At 69.2% G+C, this 18,110-nt stretch carries 16 protein-coding genes and 1 pseudogene; 7 read left to right on the forward strand and 10 right to left on the reverse strand.

Annotation, left to right across the window (positions count from 1 at the left end; all coding sequences use genetic code 11):
• Positions 1 to 28: 28 nt before the first annotated feature.
• From NF4_RS20040 to NF4_RS20050, 3 genes are all read right to left on the reverse strand, one after another.
• Complete coding sequence (locus NF4_RS20040) at positions 29 to 1,480, reverse strand: three-helix bundle dimerization domain-containing protein (protein WP_063128961.1); 1,452 nt, start codon at positions 1,478 to 1,480, stop codon at positions 29 to 31.
• 131 nt (positions 1,481 to 1,611) lie between these two features.
• Positions 1,612 to 3,177 carry a phytoene desaturase family protein gene (locus NF4_RS20045; RefSeq protein WP_063128869.1) on the reverse strand — a complete coding sequence of 522 codons (1,566 nt, stop codon included), beginning with the start codon at positions 3,175 to 3,177 and terminating at the stop codon, positions 1,612 to 1,614.
• Positions 3,178 to 3,217: 40 nt separating this feature from the next.
• Positions 3,218 to 4,786, reverse strand: a complete 1,569-nt coding sequence (locus tag NF4_RS20050; protein ID WP_063128870.1) for an AIM24 family protein — start codon at positions 4,784 to 4,786, stop codon at positions 3,218 to 3,220.
• Positions 4,787 to 5,107: 321 nt separating this feature from the next.
• Here NF4_RS20050 and NF4_RS20055 point away from each other — a divergent pair, with 321 nt between their 5' ends.
• Both NF4_RS20055 and NF4_RS20060 read left to right on the forward strand, forming a co-directional pair.
• A complete protein-coding gene (locus tag NF4_RS20055) occupies positions 5,108 to 5,458 on the forward strand; it encodes a hypothetical protein (RefSeq protein ID WP_063128871.1) in 351 nt (116 codons plus the stop codon).
• A 65-nt stretch (positions 5,459 to 5,523) separates the two neighbouring features.
• Complete coding sequence (locus tag NF4_RS20060; protein WP_063128872.1) at positions 5,524 to 5,904, forward strand: SDR family NAD(P)-dependent oxidoreductase; 381 nt, start codon at positions 5,524 to 5,526, stop codon at positions 5,902 to 5,904.
• 13 nt (positions 5,905 to 5,917) lie between these two features.
• Here NF4_RS20060 and NF4_RS20065 read toward each other — a convergent pair whose 3' ends face one another.
• The 3 genes from NF4_RS20065 to NF4_RS20075 all read right to left on the reverse strand — a co-directional run bounded on the left by NF4_RS20065 (position 5,918) and on the right by NF4_RS20075 (position 8,591).
• Positions 5,918 to 7,108: a cation:proton antiporter gene (locus tag NF4_RS20065; RefSeq protein ID WP_063128873.1), complete on the reverse strand. Its 1,191-nt coding sequence runs from the start codon at positions 7,106 to 7,108 to the stop codon at positions 5,918 to 5,920.
• Positions 7,109 to 7,118: 10 nt separating this feature from the next.
• Positions 7,119 to 7,601 carry a cation:proton antiporter regulatory subunit gene (locus NF4_RS20070; RefSeq protein ID WP_063128962.1) on the reverse strand — a complete coding sequence of 161 codons (483 nt, stop codon included), beginning with the start codon at positions 7,599 to 7,601 and terminating at the stop codon, positions 7,119 to 7,121.
• 138 nt (positions 7,602 to 7,739) lie between these two features.
• On the reverse strand, positions 7,740 to 8,591 hold the full coding sequence (locus NF4_RS20075; protein WP_063128874.1) for a bifunctional 5,10-methylenetetrahydrofolate dehydrogenase/5,10-methenyltetrahydrofolate cyclohydrolase: 852 nt from the start codon (positions 8,589 to 8,591) through the stop codon (positions 7,740 to 7,742).
• Positions 8,592 to 8,855: 264 nt separating this feature from the next.
• Here NF4_RS20075 and NF4_RS20080 point away from each other — a divergent pair, with 264 nt between their 5' ends.
• Positions 8,856 to 9,734: a YdcF family protein gene (locus tag NF4_RS20080; RefSeq protein WP_232330568.1), complete on the forward strand. Its 879-nt coding sequence runs from the start codon at positions 8,856 to 8,858 to the stop codon at positions 9,732 to 9,734.
• A gap of 84 nt (positions 9,735 to 9,818) precedes the next feature.
• Here the strand turns inward: NF4_RS20080 and galT are convergent, their stop codons facing one another.
• Complete coding sequence (gene galT, locus NF4_RS20085; RefSeq protein WP_084533263.1) at positions 9,819 to 10,940, reverse strand: galactose-1-phosphate uridylyltransferase; 1,122 nt, start codon at positions 10,938 to 10,940, stop codon at positions 9,819 to 9,821.
• A gap of 226 nt (positions 10,941 to 11,166) precedes the next feature.
• On the opposite strand from galT, the gene NF4_RS20090 reads away from it, so the two are divergent.
• Together NF4_RS20090 and NF4_RS20095 are read left to right on the forward strand one after the other, a co-directional pair.
• Positions 11,167 to 12,105 carry a hypothetical protein gene (locus NF4_RS20090; protein ID WP_063128877.1) on the forward strand — a complete coding sequence of 313 codons (939 nt, stop codon included), beginning with the start codon at positions 11,167 to 11,169 and terminating at the stop codon, positions 12,103 to 12,105.
• A gap of 31 nt (positions 12,106 to 12,136) precedes the next feature.
• A complete protein-coding gene (locus NF4_RS20095) occupies positions 12,137 to 13,468 on the forward strand; it encodes an adenylosuccinate synthetase (protein ID WP_084533264.1) in 1,332 nt (443 codons plus the stop codon).
• Between the two features lie 20 nt (positions 13,469 to 13,488).
• Here NF4_RS20095 and NF4_RS20100 read toward each other — a convergent pair.
• Positions 13,489 to 14,047 (reverse strand): annotated as a pseudogene (locus tag NF4_RS20100) (SDR family NAD(P)-dependent oxidoreductase).
• 106 nt (positions 14,048 to 14,153) lie between these two features.
• Here NF4_RS20100 and NF4_RS20105 point away from each other — a divergent pair.
• A complete protein-coding gene (locus NF4_RS20105) occupies positions 14,154 to 14,777 on the forward strand; it encodes an NUDIX hydrolase (protein ID WP_084533265.1) in 624 nt (207 codons plus the stop codon).
• A gap of 59 nt (positions 14,778 to 14,836) precedes the next feature.
• The gene (locus NF4_RS20110) at positions 14,837 to 15,643 is read left to right on the forward strand and encodes a putative protein N(5)-glutamine methyltransferase (RefSeq protein WP_063128879.1); all 807 of its coding nucleotides are present in this window, start codon (positions 14,837 to 14,839) and stop codon (positions 15,641 to 15,643) included.
• On the opposite strand, the gene NF4_RS20115 is transcribed toward NF4_RS20110, so the two are convergent.
• The gene (locus tag NF4_RS20115) at positions 15,627 to 16,454 is read right to left on the reverse strand and encodes an SDR family NAD(P)-dependent oxidoreductase (RefSeq protein WP_063128880.1); all 828 of its coding nucleotides are present in this window, start codon (positions 16,452 to 16,454) and stop codon (positions 15,627 to 15,629) included. The genes NF4_RS20110 and NF4_RS20115 overlap by 17 nt on opposite strands.
• A gap of 42 nt (positions 16,455 to 16,496) precedes the next feature.
• Positions 16,497 to 18,068 carry a succinic semialdehyde dehydrogenase gene (locus tag NF4_RS20120; RefSeq protein WP_063128881.1) on the reverse strand — a complete coding sequence of 524 codons (1,572 nt, stop codon included), beginning with the start codon at positions 18,066 to 18,068 and terminating at the stop codon, positions 16,497 to 16,499.
• Positions 18,069 to 18,110 lie beyond the last annotated feature (42 nt).

The following is an 18,110-nucleotide window of genomic DNA, read 5'->3' on the forward strand; positions in this document are numbered from 1 at the left end:
CGCGGGTTCCGTCCGCCCGGCCGCCGGATCACCGGTACGCGGCGGCCACCCCGTCGATCAGATGCTCGAGGGTCTCGTAGGCGGGGACATCGACGATATCGACCAGATCCGGGGACACCGGGACGTCGTGTTCCGCGACCACCTCGTCGAAGCGGGCGACATCCCCGGTCCGGAAACCGTGTTCGGCGGCCAGCGACTGCAACTCGGCGTCGGTGTGCAGCAGCGCACCGATCTCCTCGCCCTCCGGGGTGAGCGGGACGACGGTGTGCCGGGACAGCACAGTGGGCGACGGGTACAGCAGCACCGAATCGGGCCGCAAACGTCCCTCGACCGCGGCCGCCACGTACTGCGCCTCGTAGATCCAGGTCATCGGGGTCTGCCCCATCCCCGCAGTGAGGTACTCCTCGAACGGCCCGGCGCTGGAGCCCTCGGTGTAGCCCTGCGCGAGGAACAGTCGCTGCAGGGTGGGCAGCACATGCTGTTCGGCGGTGGCGCCGCGCACCACCGCGTGATCGTTGACGACATAGCTGGCCACCGCCAGGTACATGGCCGCGGAATTCGAGGTCCGGGCGTCGGTGGTGCTGACCAGGATGTTCTTCCCCACCCGGTAGGCGGTGTTGCCGGCCAGTTCGTCCCACTGCACACCGCGCTGCACGAGATCGATATAGGCGGAGAAATCCAGGCTGGGCGCCGGGCCGTCGAACTTCACCACCCCGGCCGCGTCCAGCAACTGCACGATGGGGGTGAACGTGGCGATCGCCATCGGCGAATAGAACGGTACGAACTGGGTGCTCACCCCCCTCTCACGTTTGAGCCGCTCGGCCGCCGGCAGACTGGACGGGAACGCGAACGCCCGCCCGTCCAGATCCACCGAGGTGGAGATCTCCCGCGACCCGGCCGCCTCGACCCGCACGTCGTAGCCGTGCGCGGCGAATACTCCGGCGACCCGCTCGTCGGCGAAGAAGGCCGCCTTCTCCGAACCGACCACCCCGGTGACCTTCGTCAGCGGCGCTCCCGCGACCGGCGCCGCCGGGGCGGGAGCCGAATCGGGTCGTGACACCGCCCAGGCCGTGGCGCCTATCGCCGCCACGCCCGCGGCGCCCGCCAGCGCGAACAGCCCGCGGCGGTCGGTCCGCAGCGGACGTTCGGGATCGGCCGGTTCGGTCGCGGCGGCCGGTGTGCCCTTGTGCACCGACACCGGTGCGGCACCGGGAGTGGTGATCGCCGCGGCGGCGCCGGTCTCCTCGGCGGATTCGAATTCCCGGCGCACCACCCGCTCCACCAGAATGGGAACGAAGTCACGCACCGTACTTCCGGCGAACCGTTCGTGCGCCGTCCGAATCGCGGTGTCCACCTCGTCGGGCGAGTGATCCTCGGAATAGGCGGCGGACAACCGGCCCGCGAGTTCACGTATCGCTTTCTGCTCACGAGCCGCTTTGTCCTCGGAGGCCCTGCTCTTCGGGACGGTATCGAGTGCCACGTATATCTCCTCGGCGCCGGACATGGAATCGAAACGACCCGCGGGGCCGATCCACAGCCGACAACGCTACCGCCACAAAGTATTCGAATACTCCCACCAGTGAGCGTGACCGCCGATTCTCCGACCAGAATTCACCCGGCATTTCCCGGACGCTGGGCGGCGGTTTCCTCGAGGACGGCCATGGCCGCATTGTGCCCGCCGATTCCGCTCACCCCGCCCCCACGCACCGCGCCCGCGCCACAGCGCAGCACATTCGCGTGACCGGTCGCCACGCCCCAGCGTTGCGCGGGCGTGTCCCCGGGCCCGGCCCGGTAGGGGAACGACAGATCCCCGTGGAAGATGTGCCCGCCGGGCAGTCGCAGCGCGCGTTCCAGATCCACCGGTGTGGCGGCCTCCAGACACGGCGCACCGTGGACGTCGCGGGCCAGGCACTCCCGGACGGATTCGGCCAGTACGCTGTCGAGCGCGTCGAGGCTCGCGGTGACCGCGGCCTGCTTCGCGACATCGGGGTCGGATTCGAAAAGCCTTGCCGGAGTGTGCAACCCGAAGAGCGTGAGGGTGTGCCGCGCCGATCCGGCCGCGATACCGGGATCGGTCAGGGTGTGGCAGTAGATCTCCGCGGGCGGGAGCGCGGGCAGCCGTCCGGCCGCAGCCTCCCGGTATGCCTGCGCCAGCTGTCCATAGGTTTCGGCGATATGGAACGTCCCGGCGAACGCGTCCTGCGCGGTCACCGCGGGATCGCGGAGTCGCGGCAGCCGGTCCAGCACCATATTGATCTTCAGCTGGGCGCCTTCGGGTTTCCTGTCGGCGGGTTCGCCCAGCAGCCGGGCCGCCTCGGCAGGTGAGGCGTTGACGAGCACATACCGGGCCGCCACGGTCCCGGCCACCGCCCCGGCGAAATCCACCGCCGCGGTTTGCCCGTCGGTCGCCACCCCGGTCACCTCCGTCCGGGTCACCAATTCCGCCCCCGCGGTCCGGGCCGCGTCGGCCAGCGCGTCGGTCAGCGCGCCCATACCACCCACCGGTACATCCCAGTCGCCGGTACCGCCACCGATCACGTGATAGAGGAAACAGCGGTTCTGGGCCAGCGACGGATCGTGCGCATGGGTGAACGTGCCGATGAGAGCATCGGTGAACACCACCCCGCGCACCACGTCGTCGGCGAAATACTCTTCGATCGTCTCGCCGAGAGGTCGCTCGAACAGGTCTTCCCACACTCGGCCGCCCACTCGCCGCCGCAGCCGGTCGGCGGTCGGCAGTGGTTCGGTGAGTGTCGGGAAAACCGCCCGGGCCACCTCCCCCGTCATCGCGTAGAACCGCTGCCACGCCGTGAATTCCCGCTCCGATCCGGTGACCCGTACGAAACTGTCCCGGGTGACCGCCGGTGACCGGTTGTCGACCAGCAGACCCGACGATCCGGCCGGCGTATAGGAGGAGATCCGCCGCTTGCGCGTCCGGAACCGCAGGCCCAGATCGCCGACGATCCGCTCGGGCAGCAAACTGACCAGGTACGAGTACCGGGACAACCGGACATCGACTCCGTCGAACACCCGCGCCGAGACGGCCGCGCCGCCGGTCGTCGCCGCCTGTTCCAGCACCAGCACCGACTGTCCGGCGCGGGCCAGATACGCCGCCGCGACGAGGCCGTTGTGCCCGCCGCCCACGATCACTACGTCGTACCGGGACCGCATCACCATAGGACGTCGATACCACACCGGCGCCGCGGCGGCAGTGAGGCTAACCGAGCAGCCCGCCCAGCAGGCCGCCGCTCTGTCCGGCCTCCTGCCCACCGCCGGTCCCGCCGAGCATGCCGCCGGGCGGCAGCTCCGAGGGCTGCACGATCACGAATCCCCGGCCGGCGAACGACAGGGTGATGCCTTCTCCGGTGCTACGGCCCATGAGCCGGCCCAACCCGAAGGAGTCGTTGCGTTTCACACTCGTCTGCAGGCTCGACGACCAGGCGATGGCCGCCTGCGGATCGGCATAGGTGGGCTGATCGACATTGAGTACGACCGGGCCACCGTGGCTGGTGATGGCGATCCGGCCACGGCCGGTGAACACACAGTTGAACAGACCGGCGTTACTGGCGAACCCGGCCGCGCCCTGCACCATCCGGATGTCGTAACCCAGGGTGGGATCGAAGGCGAGCACATTGGACCCGTTGATGGTGAGCCCGTCGGTGCCGTCCAGATCGATGATGTGCACATCGGCCGCCCCGTTGGCGACGAACAGATCGCCGCGCCCGGACACCTTCATCAGCGGTACGCCCTCGCCGGTGAGCCGCTGCTGGATCGCCCGGCCGATCCCTCCGGAACCGAGCGCCTGGAAATGCAGATCACCCTGGTAGGCGACCATGGATCCGGAGCGGACCAGCGTTTCGCCGTTCACGCCGACCTTGATCATCTTGCTGCCCTGCTTCTGGATACCCATCCCGGACACTTCGGCATGACGCGGGTCGAACAGCTCGCTGTGCATCGGCTGAGCTCCTTGCTGGGAAGAATATGCGGGGGGCTGGTGCGCGGGGACTGGCGGCGCCGGATGGGCCGGCCCGGATGGATACGGCTGCTGAGGCGGATAACCGGGCGCCTGCGGATATCCGGCCGGCGGCGCGGCGGGGTACCCGGACGGCGGCACCGGCGGTGAGCCGGGGTGCTGCGGGTACTGCGGCGCCTGATACGAGGGCGCCTGATGCTGCGGAGACTGATGTTGCGGAGCCGGATACGGTTGCGCCGCAGCCGGATTGGCGACCATGGTGGGATCGGTACGGGATACGGGCGGGGCGGGCGGCGCCGGCGCCGGCGGAACCGGCTCGTCGTCGATGTTCACCCCGAAATCGGTGGCGATACCCGCCAGGCCGTTGTCGTATCCCTGTCCGACCGCGCGTACCTTCCATGCGCCCGCACGGCGATAGATCTCCACGCAGACCACCGCCGTCTCGGTGCTGAGTTTCGACACCGCGAAGGTGAGCGTGCCCTGCTGCCCGGTCACCGTCGCGGTGAGCGACCCCACCGAACCGAACGTGGGCGGCCCACTGCCGTCCAGGCTCGCGGTGACGACCACCCGCTCGACATCGCCGGGCAGGCCCGGCGTCTGCACGTCGACGACATCGCCGGCACCCTGCCCGTGCCGGTAGGTCACCCCCGGCCCGGCCGGCTGGTTGAAGAAGACGAAATCGCCGTCGGACCTCACCTTTCCATTTGCGGCGAGCAGCAGCGCCGAAACGTCCACCGGCGCGGAACAGGTCACCGTCACCGTCAGCCGGTCACCCGGCGCCGGCCGGTTCTCCCCCGCAGCGAGCGCGGTCACCTCATATCACCTCGACACGATAGGTACCGGACCGGGTACCCGCCGGCCTCGTGAGTGGCCCGGCCCCCGGCCGCCCACCCGTATGACTTCTGATCCACACCGACGAGTCTGACCGATAGCGCCCGCGCCGCGCCACCGCAGTATTCGACACGCCGCCCACGGGCACGCCACCTGCGACGAAACGCCACCGCGCCCGACGACGATGTCTCCGGTGAACCGCCGGCGAACCTGAGAATTTTCACAGCCACAGCACAGCCAACGGCCAGGCCACGGCGGCATCCTGGAATCGGACGAGCGGAACTCGGCATCAGGGAGGAACCCATGGTGGACTTCGAGATCACCGGCACCACCGTCACTGTTCACGTCCGCGGCGCACACCGAGTGCTGTCGCTGTGCGACCACATCACCTTCGACCTCACCAATATCGCGGCCGTCGAACCGGCCGAAATCGACCGCCGGCCGCCCTGGGTGCGCGCCCCGGGTGTGTTCTTCCCCGGCGCGATCGCCGCGGGAACCTTCCGCGGTAAGGGCCGGAAAGAATACTGGGATACCCTCTTCGGTGGCAACGCCGTCCGCATCGACCTGCGGGGACACGATTACACCCGCCTGGTCGTCGACGTCGACGATGTCGGCACGGCGATAGGTTCCCTCCGCCACGCCGCCGCAGCCTGAGGGCGGCCCACCGATCCGCCGATCGACCTCCTCGCCGCGAGGCCGATCGGCGGATCGGTGTTTATTTGCGGCGCCTCCGGCGCCGCGCGGGAGCGCGGGGGTGCGCGATCGTCAATATGTCGTCGGTGCACGGTACCGTCGCCACCGACGCACCCGGGTCGGCCTACACCTCCTCCAAACACGCGGTACTCGGCATGACCAAGGCCGCCGCCGTCGGATACGGCGTGACCGGCCTGCGGATCAATGCGGTCCAGCCCGGCGTCATCGCCACCCCGCTCACCGAAATGCCCGACGACGCACGGCAATTCCTGGAGAACAAACATCCGCTCGGGCGGTTCGGCCGAGCCGACGAGGTCGCCGCGGTGGTCGCGTTCCTGCTCTCCGAGGACGCCTCGTTCGTCACCGGGGCCGGATACCTGGTCGACGGCGGCTACACCGCCCTCTGATCCGATCCCCGGCCTACTCGTCGGCGGTATCGGGTTCCGGTTTCGGCTGCCGGGTGACGATCCGCAGCACCGGCTCCACCACGCGCGCCGCGATCGGGCCGACCGAGGCCATCAACAACACGTAAGTCGTGGCGAGAGCGGCGAATTCGTCGGGTACCGCACCCGCGGCCACCGCCAGGCCGGCGATGACGATGGAGAATTCGCCGCGCGCCACCAGTGCCGCACCGGCGCGGGCGCGCCCCAGCCGCGAGGAGCCGGCGTGCGCGGCGGCCCACCAGCCGGTGGCGATCTTGGTGACCGTGGTGATCACCGCGAGCAGCACCGCCCACCCCAGCACCGGCGGAATACTGCGCGGATCGGTGGTCAGGCCGAAGAGTACGAAGAACATGGCGGCGAACAGATCCCGCAGCGGTTCCAGGATCTTGGTCGCGTTGTGCGCGGTGGTATCGGAGATCGCGATCCCCAGCAGGAACGCCCCGACCGCCGCCGACACCTGCAGCGCGGAGGCGACCCCGGCCACCAGCAGCGCCGCACCGAGCAGTTTGAGGAGGAAGATCTCGCGATCGTCGCTGGCCACCACCGCGGAGACGTATTTGCCGTAGCGGAACGCGACCACGAGCACGACGGTCACCGCGAGCAGTGCGATACCCAGTGATTGCAGACCCGCCACGAATCCGAGGCCCGCCAGGACCGCGGTCAGCACCGGCAGGTAGGCGGCCATCGCGAGGTCCTCGAAGACCAGGATCGACAGGATCACCGGGGTTTCCCGGTTACCGAGCCGGCCCAGATCGTTCAGTACCTTCGCGATGATCCCGGACGACGAGATATAGGTGACACCGGCCATCGCCAGCGCCCCGGTGGGGCCCAGCCCCAGGAGCAATGCGACCACCACACCGGGCGTGGTGTTCAGGACCAGGTCCAGCAGGCCGGCCATCCAGGATCGTCGCATCCCGGTGAACAATTCGGCCGCACTGTATTCCAGCCCGAGCAGCAACAGCAGCAGGACCACGCCGATCTCGCTGGCGAGATGGATGAACTCGTCGGCCTCGTGTAGTCCGAAGAAACCCCCTTCCCCGAACACCAATCCACCCACCAGATACAACGGAATGGGGGACATGCCGATCCGGGCTGCGATGCGTCCGAGCACTCCGAGCCCGAAGAACACCGCGCCCAGCTGGATCAACGCCAGCGTGGTCGCATTCATCGCTACAGGTTCAGCCGTCTTTCAAAATATCCGCGGCGCTGTCCAGCCCCTCCGAGGTGCCCACCACGATCAACACATCACCACCGGTGAACACGAAGTCCGGCCCCGGGGCCGGTATCGCCTGCCCGGCCCGCATCACCGCCACGATGGAGGCCTTGGTCCGGGTCCGCATCCGGGTCTCGCCCAGGGTCCGCCCGTCGTAGGGCGAGTTCTCACCGACCGGCAACTGCCGGGTGTTCACACCGTCCATATCCCGATGCTCGTTGCGCAGCTGACCCACCAGCTGCGGGGCGCCCAAGAGGTTGGCCAGCGTGCCCGCCTCGGCCTCGGTCAGCGGAATCTGCGTGGTGGCGTCGGGATCGCCGATCCTGGTGAAGATCAGATCGATCGCCCCGTCCTTGTGATCGACGACCCCGATCCGCCGGCGTACAGCGGTAAGCGGAAAATCCTTGCGGACGCCTATTCCCGGCAAGGGTGTCACTTCGACGTTCACCATGTCACCTTAACTCGACTGCGAGTGCGGACCGATAGCCGCACACACAGTAGCGCTACCCCGTAGGGCCCGGCCCCGAACCTCCAGGACAGCCCGGACAGCGTCGGCAGCGCCTTCGGCAGCAGGTCTCGGCGCGGATCACCGCGCCCGTTCGGCAGCGAGCACGACATGGCGCATGAGCAGCGCGGTCGTCACCGGGCCCACCCCGCCCGGCACCGGGCTCAGCCCGACCGCGATACCCCGGACCGACTCCGCGTCGACATCGCCCACGATCTTCCCGTCGGCTGCCTCGTTGGTGCCGACATCGATCACCACGGCTCCCTCCCGCACATTCGCGCCGGTCACCAGCCCGATCCGGCCCGCGGCGGCGACGACCACGTCGGCGGCCGCGGTCACCCGGGGCAGGTTCGTGGTGCGGGAATGGCAGATCGTGACCGTCGCGTTCTCCGCCAGCAGCAGCTGTGCCAGCGGTTTGCCGACGACGTTCGACCGTCCCACGACGGCCACGTGCCGACCGGCCAGTTCGATGCCGTGATGTTTCAGCAACTCCACCACCGCTTCGGCGGTGGCGGGCGCGAACCCGGCCGATCCGGCGGTGAGCAGTCCGAGCGACAGCGGGCTCACCCCGTCGACATCCTTGGTGGCCACGATTGCCGGGGACACCTCGTCGAGCGTCACGCCGGCCGGCAGCGGCGTCTGCAGCATGATGGCGTCGGTCTCGGGGTCGGCGCTGCGCACGGCGAGTTCGGTGCGCAGGGTGTCGACGGAGGCGTCCGCACCGAGATCCACGGTCTCGCAATCGATTCCGCGATTGGCGGCCGATTTCTTGAGCGAGTTCACATACCAGGCACTGGCCGGATCGGCGTTGGCGACGACCAGCGCCAGCCGCGGGGCGCGGCCCGCCTGCTCGGTCAGCGCCTGCGCCCGCGCGGTGGTATCGGCGTTGATGGCGGCAGCGAGGTCTTTCCCGGTCAGCGATGCGGTATCCACGGATGTTCACCCTATCGGTTGGGGGCCGAGGGGACCCCACCCGCAGCCTCGCATACCGCCGGATATTACTGTGTCGATGGCACCGATACGCCCCGCAGAGCTGTAGCCAGGGGTTTCACGGGACATGTCCCGGATCGGACAGCCGCAAATACCGGGTTCCGGCCGACACCGGACCTATGGTGGGTTGCCACAGACCGCACCCGAATTTCATCGAACGAATCATCTGCGAGAACCCCGCTCCACCCGTGGAAAGGTGTCGCCGTAGTGCACAGTCGAAGAGGTTTGCAGTATCTGGTGGCGGCCGCGGCCGCCGCTACGAGTATCGCGCTGGCCGGGCTCGCCGGCGCGCCGGCCCAGGCCAGCCCTGAAACAGACGCCCTGTACAACTCTGCTCAGCGCCATTTCACCGACGGCGATTCCGTCGCCGGCCGGGCCGCGCTCCACGATTTGATCGGGCGGGATCCCACCGATGCCGAGGCGCTGTCCCTTCAGGCGATCTGGTCCCATTACGCGGGCGATATACCGGCCCTCAACGATGCCATGGGCCGCCTGCGCGCCATCGACAGCGCGATGGCCGCCGGCACCGACGGCGTCCTGCACGCGGTCGGCGCGGGTATCGCCACCCTCCCGAACCCACTTCCGGCCCTGGTCGGGCCGCAGACCGGCATCGTGGTCTTCGGTTTCGGGCTGCTCCCCGACGGTACGCCCCGCCCCGAACTCGTCGAACGCCTGCAGGCCGCCTGGCTGCAGGCCATCGCCTCACCGTTCTCGCCGATCGTCGTCAGTGGCAACAATCCGAGCAACGGCATCACCGAGGCCCAGGCCATGGCCGGCTGGCTGATCCACCGGGGTATCCCGGCCGAACGGATCCATCTGGAGAACCGAGCCGGTTCGACGGTCCAGAACGCGCTGTTCAGTGCCGATATTCTGCACAACCTGGGCGCCCGGACCGCGGTGGCGGTGACCTCACCGAACCATATCCGGCGCGCGGTCGCCGATCTGTACGTCGCAGGAATTCCGGTGGTGGGCGCTACCACCTCGTTGAACCAGCTGGTCTCCCAGCTGCCCCCGCCCGGCAAACGGGCTCAGTACAGCATCTACCTCGACGCGACGCGCACGTTCCAGCTCAACACCAGCCGCTGACCCATCGCATGAGCACCGCCCCTCGGTCGGCTAGCCGAGGGGCGGTCTCCTGATACCCGCCCGGTCCGGCCGGGACCTGAGCGATCAGACCGACGCCACGGCCGCCCGGATGCGGGCGGCCGCCGCATCGGGTGGGATATCGGCGATGAACGCGCCCATCGCCGATTCGGAACCGGCCAGGTATTTGATCTTGTCCGCACCGCGCCGGATCGAGGTCAGCTGGAGATGCAGGCGGACGGAATCGCGGCCGGTGTGGACGGGCGCCTGATGCCACGCGGCGATATAGGGGGTCGGATCGTCGTAGAGGGCGTCGATCCCGCGCAGCAGGCGCAGGTACAGGGTGGCCAGTTCGTCGCGTTCCGCCTCGTCGGTGGCCGCGAAGTCCGGGATCTGCCGGTGCGGGAGCAGATGTACCTCGATCGGCCACCGGGCCGCGAACGGAACGAAGGCCGTCCACAACTCCCCGGCCAGGACGATGCGTCCGCCCGCGCGTTCACCGTCCAGGATGCGCTGGAACAGGTCCGGCCCCAGTCGTCGCACGGAATCGAGTACCCGGGCGGTCCGCGGTGTGACATAGGGGTAGGCGTAGATCTGGCCGTGGGGATGCGGCAGGGTGACGCCGATGGCTTCGCCGCGGTTCTCGAACGGGAACACCTGCTCGACCCCGGGCAACGCGGACAGTTCGGCGGTGCGATCGGCCCATGCCTCGATCACCGTGCGGGCCCGGCCGGGGGTGAGATCGCCGAAGGACCCCTCGGGCGCCGGGCTGAAGCACACGACTTCGCAGCGTCCGACCGCCACGCGTTCGCGGTCGAACCCGAGGGCCGCCATATCGTCGGGTCCGGCCGGGACCGGCGGGATACCGGCCGGCTCGTTCGCCAGCGCGGGGCCGAAGGACGGGGATCGGTTCTCGAATACCGCGACGTCGTACTGATCGGGTATCTCCGACGGGTTGCCCGGCGTCTGCGGAGCGAGCGGGTCACGATCGGCCGGCGGTAGCACCACCCGGCTCTGCCGGGCCGCGGCGATGGAGATCCATTCGCCGGTGAGGACGTCCTGGCGCATCACCGCGGTCGGCGGTCGGGGTTCGAGCCGACGGGTGTCGATACGGCGTTCGGGTCCGAGGCGCGTATCGGCGTCGTCGTAATAGATGAGATCCCGGCCGTCGGCCAGTTTCGCGGTGCGCTTCACGATGCGGCTGGGCACCCGTTCACGATAACGAGCCGCGCGCACCGACCGGCCGCCCGTGGTGTCGGCGGGTCGGACGCGGTGGCGCGGCGCAATGGACCGAGTTCGCCGGCGGGTCTGCTCGGGGGGCGGCCGGTCTCCGAGACGAGTGACGCCGCGGCCGCGCCCCTCTCGGAAAAGCCTGGACCGGTGGACACCTCCGACGTTATAGTCGAATCGACTAAAACATGGAGGAGATTTCGAGATGGGTTACGGCAACTGGGACCACAGCGCCTACCGGGCGGCCAAGGCCTACCGCACGCGCCGAGGTATGGACGATTTCGGTTACACCGCGCAACTACGCGAGCAGCCCTACGACACCTGGAAGGTCCATCCGGACCTGGATCCGTTCGGCGTGCGGGCCCGCGAGTGCCGGGATTCGGCCGACCACGGGAATTCGCTGCCGATCGCCGTACTGTTCGACGTCACCGGGTCCATGGGGCAGGTACCGATGATCGTGCAGGGCAAACTCGGAAAACTGCACGGCCTGCTGCGGGACAAGGGCTATGCCGACGATCCGCAGATCCTGTTCGGCGGGATCGGCGACGCCGATACCGACCGCGCACCGCTGCAGGTGGGCCAGTTCGAATCCGACAACCGGATGGACGATCAGCTGCGGGCCGTCCTGCTCGAAGGCGGAGGCGGCGGCCAGAAGTCCGAGAGTTACGAACTGGCGGCGTACTTCATGGCCGAACACGTGGTGACCGATGCCTGGGAGAAGCGCGGCAAGAAGGGATACCTGTTCCTCATCGGCGACGAACTGAACAAACCCCGGCTGGCCGCCCGCCACATCCGGGCCGTGATCGGCGATCACATCCGCACCGACATCAGGGTCGAGTCGATCTACCGCGAACTCGCGCAGCGCTGGCAGGTGCACTACATCCTGCCGAACCAGTCGTCGTACTACCACGATCCCGAAATCGCGGAGCACTGGCGAGCCCTGCTGGGCCAGAACTTCCTGCGCCTCGACGACCCGGCGGCGGTCTGCGAATTGATCGCACTGACGGTCGGGTTGTCGGAGAACCGGGTGGACGTGCACACGGGGCTGGCCGATCTGCGTGATATCGGCTCCGCGGCCGAGGCCGAGGTGGTCGGCCGGGCGCTGCACGCGCAACAGAAGGCATTGCCCGGCGGCACCCACTGAACGAGACGTACCGGACAGGAAGAGAACGGAAATGGCGGACCGGGCGCGGGCCGGCGGGCATCTGATCGTGGTGGATCTCGGATTCGGCGACGCCGGGAAAGGGGCGACCGTCGACTGGCTGTGCAACCCCGAGGCGGCGCTGGGCGTTTCGGCGGTGGTGCGATTCAACGGTGGCGCGCAGGCCGCGCACAATGTGGTCGCGGGCGGTCGGCACCACACCTTCGCCCAATTCGGCTCGGGAACCTTCTCGGGAGTGCCGACGCTGCTCTCCGAACACATGCTGGTGGAACCACTGGCGCTGGCCGCGGAAGCGGAGCGACTCATCCGGCTCGGCGTGGCGGATCCACTGTCGCTGCTGTCCGTCGACGGGCGCGCCCTGCTCACCACCCCCGTCCATATCGCCGCCAACCGGGCCCGTGAGGAGGCGCGCGGCGCCGACCGGCACGGATCGTGTGGGATGGGAATCGGGGAAACCGCGGCCTACGCGCTGCGTCACGACGCGCCACGGGTCGCGGACTGCCTGCGGCCCGCAGTGCTCGGGCAGAAACTGCGGGCACTGGCCGATCACTACCGGCCGCTGCTCGCCCCGAGCGCACACCACCATGAACCGATCGAGCTCCTGCTGGACGCGTACCGGGCTTTCGGTGCCGCGGTTCGGATCACCGGCCCCGGGGAACTGGCGCGGTTCGCGCGATACGGCCGGCTGGTGTTCGAGGGCGCGCAGGGGGTGCTACTGGACGAATGGCGTGGTTTCCATCCGTACACCACCTGGTCGACGGTCGAACCACGCAACGCACGCAGCCTGCTGGCCGGTATCGGCGCCACCGCGGCCGTCCTCGGCGTGACCCGCGCGTATACGACCCGGCACGGGGCCGGCCCCTTTCCCACCGAGGATCCGGGGCTGCGGCACCGGGAACCGCACAACGGCGCCGGCCGCTATCAGGGCGCCTTCCGGCAGGGTCCCCTCGATACGGTTCTGCTGCGATACGCCGTCGCCGTATGCGGCGGTGTCGACGGGCTCGTGGTCACCCATCTGGACAGAGCCGCCGGCGGAAAGGCGGCCACCGCCTACGCCACCCCGGACGGTATCCGGAACGCACTCGAGCCGGGCGCCTGGCAGGACCTGGGCCATCAGCAGGCGTTGACCGAGGTCCTCGCGGCCGCCACCCCGGTGTACACCGATCTCCCCGCAGACGTCCCCGGTTGGTTGCGCCACCACTTCGGCGTCCCGGTGGTGCTCACCGCGGACGGTCCGGACCGTCGCGCCCGGCGGGCCACCGAATCCTTCGAGGCACTGCTGCGCCGGAGCGAGCCGGGGGCCCGGCCCCCCACCCCTGTGCCGACGCCGGCGCGGACAGCGTGATCTCACGCCGCCGCGGGCGTTCAGCGCAGTATCGTGCCGCCGTCGATATTGATGACCTGCCCGTTGATCCAGGCACCGTCGTCGGAGAGCAGGAAGGCCACCGCCGCGGCGATATCCGCCGGTTCCCCCACCCGTGGACTGTGCATTCGGCCGAGAGCAGCCCTTTCCAGATCGGGCCACTGGGGGGCGGATCGGATCGCCTCGGTCGCCGTGAATCGCGGCGCCACGGCATTGCAACGGATCCCTTCCCTACCCCATCGGGTCGCCACATGGCGGGTCAACGCGCCGATACCCGCCTTACTGGCCACGTAGGCGGGCCTGGTCGGCTCGCCCTGGAAGGCCGCCGCCGAGGACATATTGACGATCGCCCCTCCGCCCCGGCCGACCATCAGCGGGAGCGATGGCGACGCCCCCGGCCGCGGCGATCTTCTCGGAGGTGCCCGCGGCCTCGGTTTCGCGCAGGTCGCCGACGACGACACGCCAACCCTGAGCGCCGAGCCGGACGGCCGTCGCGGCGCCGAGCCCGGTGGCACCGCCGGCCACCACAGCTACTTTTCCATCCAGCCCGGGTGCGCCCATATCCGTGTACTCACTTCCCGAATCTCAAGAGAATATAATTCTCTACTACAAGAATGACAATACCCCACGGACGGGGCCGCGAGACGGATACGGCAGTATGGGTGCTGTGGACCAATCGGCGGTATCGGTGGATGTCGTGGCGTTGCGGTTCTGGGCCGACGACGCCGCGGCCACCTTCGGAATTGCGGCACGCCCGCACGAGCCCTTCACCGGGCACGTCGCGTTACCCGGTGTCCTGCTGGGGCGCGGCGAACGCCTCGCCGAGGCAGCGCGGCGGGCCGTGCACACCAAACTCGGTGTACCCGACGGCGCCATCGGCCCGGTCGGCCAGCTGGTCACCTTCGACGAGCCCAATCGCGATCCCCGCGGACCCACGCTGTCGATCGTCATGTGGGCGGTGACCGCACCGCACCACGGCCCCGCGCAGTGGGCGTCGTTCGACGACGCCCCGGCACTGGCCTTCGATCACGACACCATCGTGGCCGCGGCACGCGGACTGCTGTCGGGGCTGCTCTGGAAGGATCTGTCGCTGACCCGGGCCCTGCTCGGCGACGAGTTCCCGGCAACCCGTGCGGTCGACCTCACGACCTCCTTGCTGGGCGCCCGCCCCGATGCGGCGAACCTGAACCGTACGCTCGCCGGCATTCCTGGGCTGCACAAGACCGACGAGCGCCGCCGTACCAAGGCCACCGGCCGGCCGGCCGCCGTCTGGTCCTTCGCCGACCGGTAGCCGGCCACCGCACCGGTATTTCCGGTGCGCACGGCGTACGGAGCCGACAGACTGTGCCCATGACCGCTTTCGACACCTCCGAGATCACCCGGCGGCTCCGTACCGCCGGCTGCGTGTTCGCGGAGGAGGAAGCGCGGTTACTGAGCGAAGCCGCGACCTCGGATGAGGAACTGGCGGCCCTGCTGGACCGCCGGATCGCGGGCACTCCGCTGGAGCATCTGCTCGGGTGGGTGCAGTTCCGCGGCCTCCGGATCGGCGTCCGGGACGGAGTGTTCGTCCCGCGGCAACGCTCGGCTCTGCTCGTGGACGAGGCACTGACACTGGCCGCGGACCACCCGGTACGCACGGTGGTCGACCTGTGCTGCGGCTCGGGAGCCCTGGGCCTGGCCCTGCGCACCGGACTCGGCTCCCGGCCGGTGGAATTGGTGGCCGCCGATATCGACCCCGTGGCGGTGGCCTGCGCCCGCGACAATCTCGCGGCGGTCGGCGGCCGGGTCCATCAAGGCGATCTCTTCGACGCGTTACCGGAAGAACTGCGTGGCCGGATCGATATCCTGCTCGCCAACACCCCGTATGTCCCGTCCGGCCTGATCGCGCGGCTGCCGCCGGAGGCCCGCGACCACGAACCCCAGGTGGCCCTCGACGGCGGACCCGACGGTCTGACGCTGGCCCGGCGCACCGCGGCGGCGGCGGCCGGATGGCTGGCACCGGGCGGGTCTGTGCTGATCGAGATCGGTATCGATCAGGCGCCGACCGCCACGGACCTGCTCACCGCCGGTGGGCTCACCGCTCGGATCGTACGCTCGCCGGACCTCGACGCCACCGTGGCCGTGGGCCGGCGTCCGGCGGCTACTTCCGGCCGGTGAACTCGTCCATCGAGTGGTAGACGCCGACGGTGTTCAGGAACAGATCCCGTAGTTTGAGCGGCAGCACACCGGAGAGCGCCTTGTTCAGGCGCGAGGTCCACGGCAGGATCACCAGCGGCGTGCCCTTCTTCATCGCGGTCCAGGACGTATCGACGACCTTGTGCTGGTTCAGGATCGGGGTGAACCAGAACCCTTTGGCGCCCTCGAACATTCCGGTATCGATATAGGTCGGGCATACGGTGGTGACCCTGACATGGTCGTGACCGGACTGTTCCAGTTCGATGCGCACCGAATCCGACCAGCCCAGCGCCGCCCATTTCGATGCCGCGTACACACTCATCCGGGGGTTGTGCACCAGCCCGGCCGAGGAAGCGATGGTGAGCACCCGGGCCTCGGTGGTCCCCGCGACCATCGCCGGCAGGAATTCCAGGGTCACATACATCGGCGCCAGCGAATTGATCGCCATGGTCTTGTCGATATCGCTGCGGTCCTTCGTTTCCCAGAAGTAGGTGTTCCCGCGGACGATCCCGGCATTGTTCACCAGGACATCGATGTCACCGGCATCGACCCGCACCGCGGCGGCGGCCGTGGCGACCGCGCCGCTGTCGGAGACGTCGACCGTGTAGGTGTGCACGGTGCCACCGGCCGCGGTCAGTTCGGCGGCGGTCTCGCGCAGCGCGGTGTCGTTGATATCCCAGAGCACCACGGCGGCGGCGCCCTCGCGCACCGCCCGGGCGGCGAAGAGTTTGCCCAGGCCCATGGCGGCCCCGGTGATCAGCACCTTCTTACCGGCCACCGTATCCAGTTTCATCGGTTTCGGATCCTTGTCGTCGCAGTGAGCTGAGGAAGTGGCCTACTTCTGGCGCAGCGTCTTCATGACCCGGAAGTAGAGTGTCATGGTCTTGGCCCACATCGCCTCCGACATCCCCGGCAACGGCGCGATCGGCAGCATCCGCTGCACCGCGATGGTCTGGGTGTCGACGTACTTCAGCAGCCCCTCCGGGCCGTGCCGGCGGCCGGTTCCGGAGATGCCCATCCCGCCCGACGGCGCGTCGGCGCTGCCCCACGCGGCGATGAAACCTTCGTTCACGTTCACCGAGCCAGCGTTGATCCGCGCGGCGAACTCCCGGCCGCGGGCGACGCTGCGGGTCCAGACACTGGCATTGAGCCCGTAGGGGGTGTCGTTGGCCTGGGTCACGGCCTCGTCGTCGGTGGCCACCTTGTAGATCGAGACGACCGGGCCGAAGGTCTCCTCGCGATAGACCGTCATCTCGGCGGTGACATCGGTGAGCACGGTGGGTTCGTAGAAGTACGGGCCGAGGTCGGGGCGGTGGACGCCGCCGGCGAGTACCGTCGCGCCTTTGGCGACGGCGTCGTCGACGTGGGCACGGACCGTATCGAGTTGCCGCGGGAAGGTCAGCGACCCCATATCGGTGGAGTAGTCCAGCGGCGAGCCCAGCTTCAACGCCTTCACCGCCGCGACGAATTCGTCCACGAAGCGATCGTGGACGGCCTCGTGGACATAGATGCGTTCCATGGATTCGCAGAGCTGACCGGCGGAGGCGAAACTGGCCCGGACCGCGGTGCGGGCGGCCGCGACGGGGTCGGCGTCCGACAGCACCAGCAGCGGGTTCTTGCCACCGAGTTCGAGCGAGCAGCCGATGAGACGTTCGCCGGCCTGGCGGCCGATGGTGCGGCCGGTGGCGCTGGAACCGGTGTAGTCGACATAGTCGGCCCGGTCGATCACCTCGCCGCCGATCACCGAGCCGCGGCCCAGCACGATCTGCCAGAGGTCTTCCGGGAGCCCGGCGCGGACCGCCGCGTCCACCGCCCACAGCGCGGTCAGCGCGGTCTGGTTGTCCGGGCGGCCGACCACCGCGTTCCCCGCGACCAGGGCGGGCAGCGCGTCGGAGACGGCGAGCGCGAGGGGGTAGTTCCACGGCGAGATGACCGCGACCACTCCCTTGGCCCGCTGATGCACCTGCACATCGGTGAGTACCGGCAGCACGCCGCGCGGATTGCGGCGCGCGAGCAGTCTGGGCGCGGTGGCGGCGTAGTACCGGGAGTTGACCGCGACATCACCGACCTCGTCGAAGGCGTGCGCCCGGGACTTACCCGTCTCGGTCTGGACGATATCGAGGATGGTGTCCTGTTCGGCCAGCACCAGGTCGTGGAAACGCCGCAGCACCGCGGCCCGCTGACGGACCGGGACCTGTGCCCACCGCCGCTGCGCGGTACGCGCGCGGTCGAACGCGGCCTCGATATCGGCGACCGAGGACTGCGGCAGTTCGGCGATCCGCTCCCCGGTGGCCGGTGCGTGCACCGTGACGGCCGGGGCGCCGCCGGCCGCGGCCCGCGCGAGCAGCGGTTTCACCAAATCCGGGGTCAGTGCGCCGGTGGCGGTGGGACGCTGGGCGGTCGTCATGGTCGGCGTTCTCCTGGGCGTTCGCGCGCCGCGGCCGCAGAA

The sequence above is a fragment of the Nocardia fusca NBRC 14340 genome, from assembly GCF_001618425.1.
GTDB classification, from domain to species: domain Bacteria; phylum Actinomycetota; class Actinomycetes; order Mycobacteriales; family Mycobacteriaceae; genus Nocardia; species Nocardia fusca.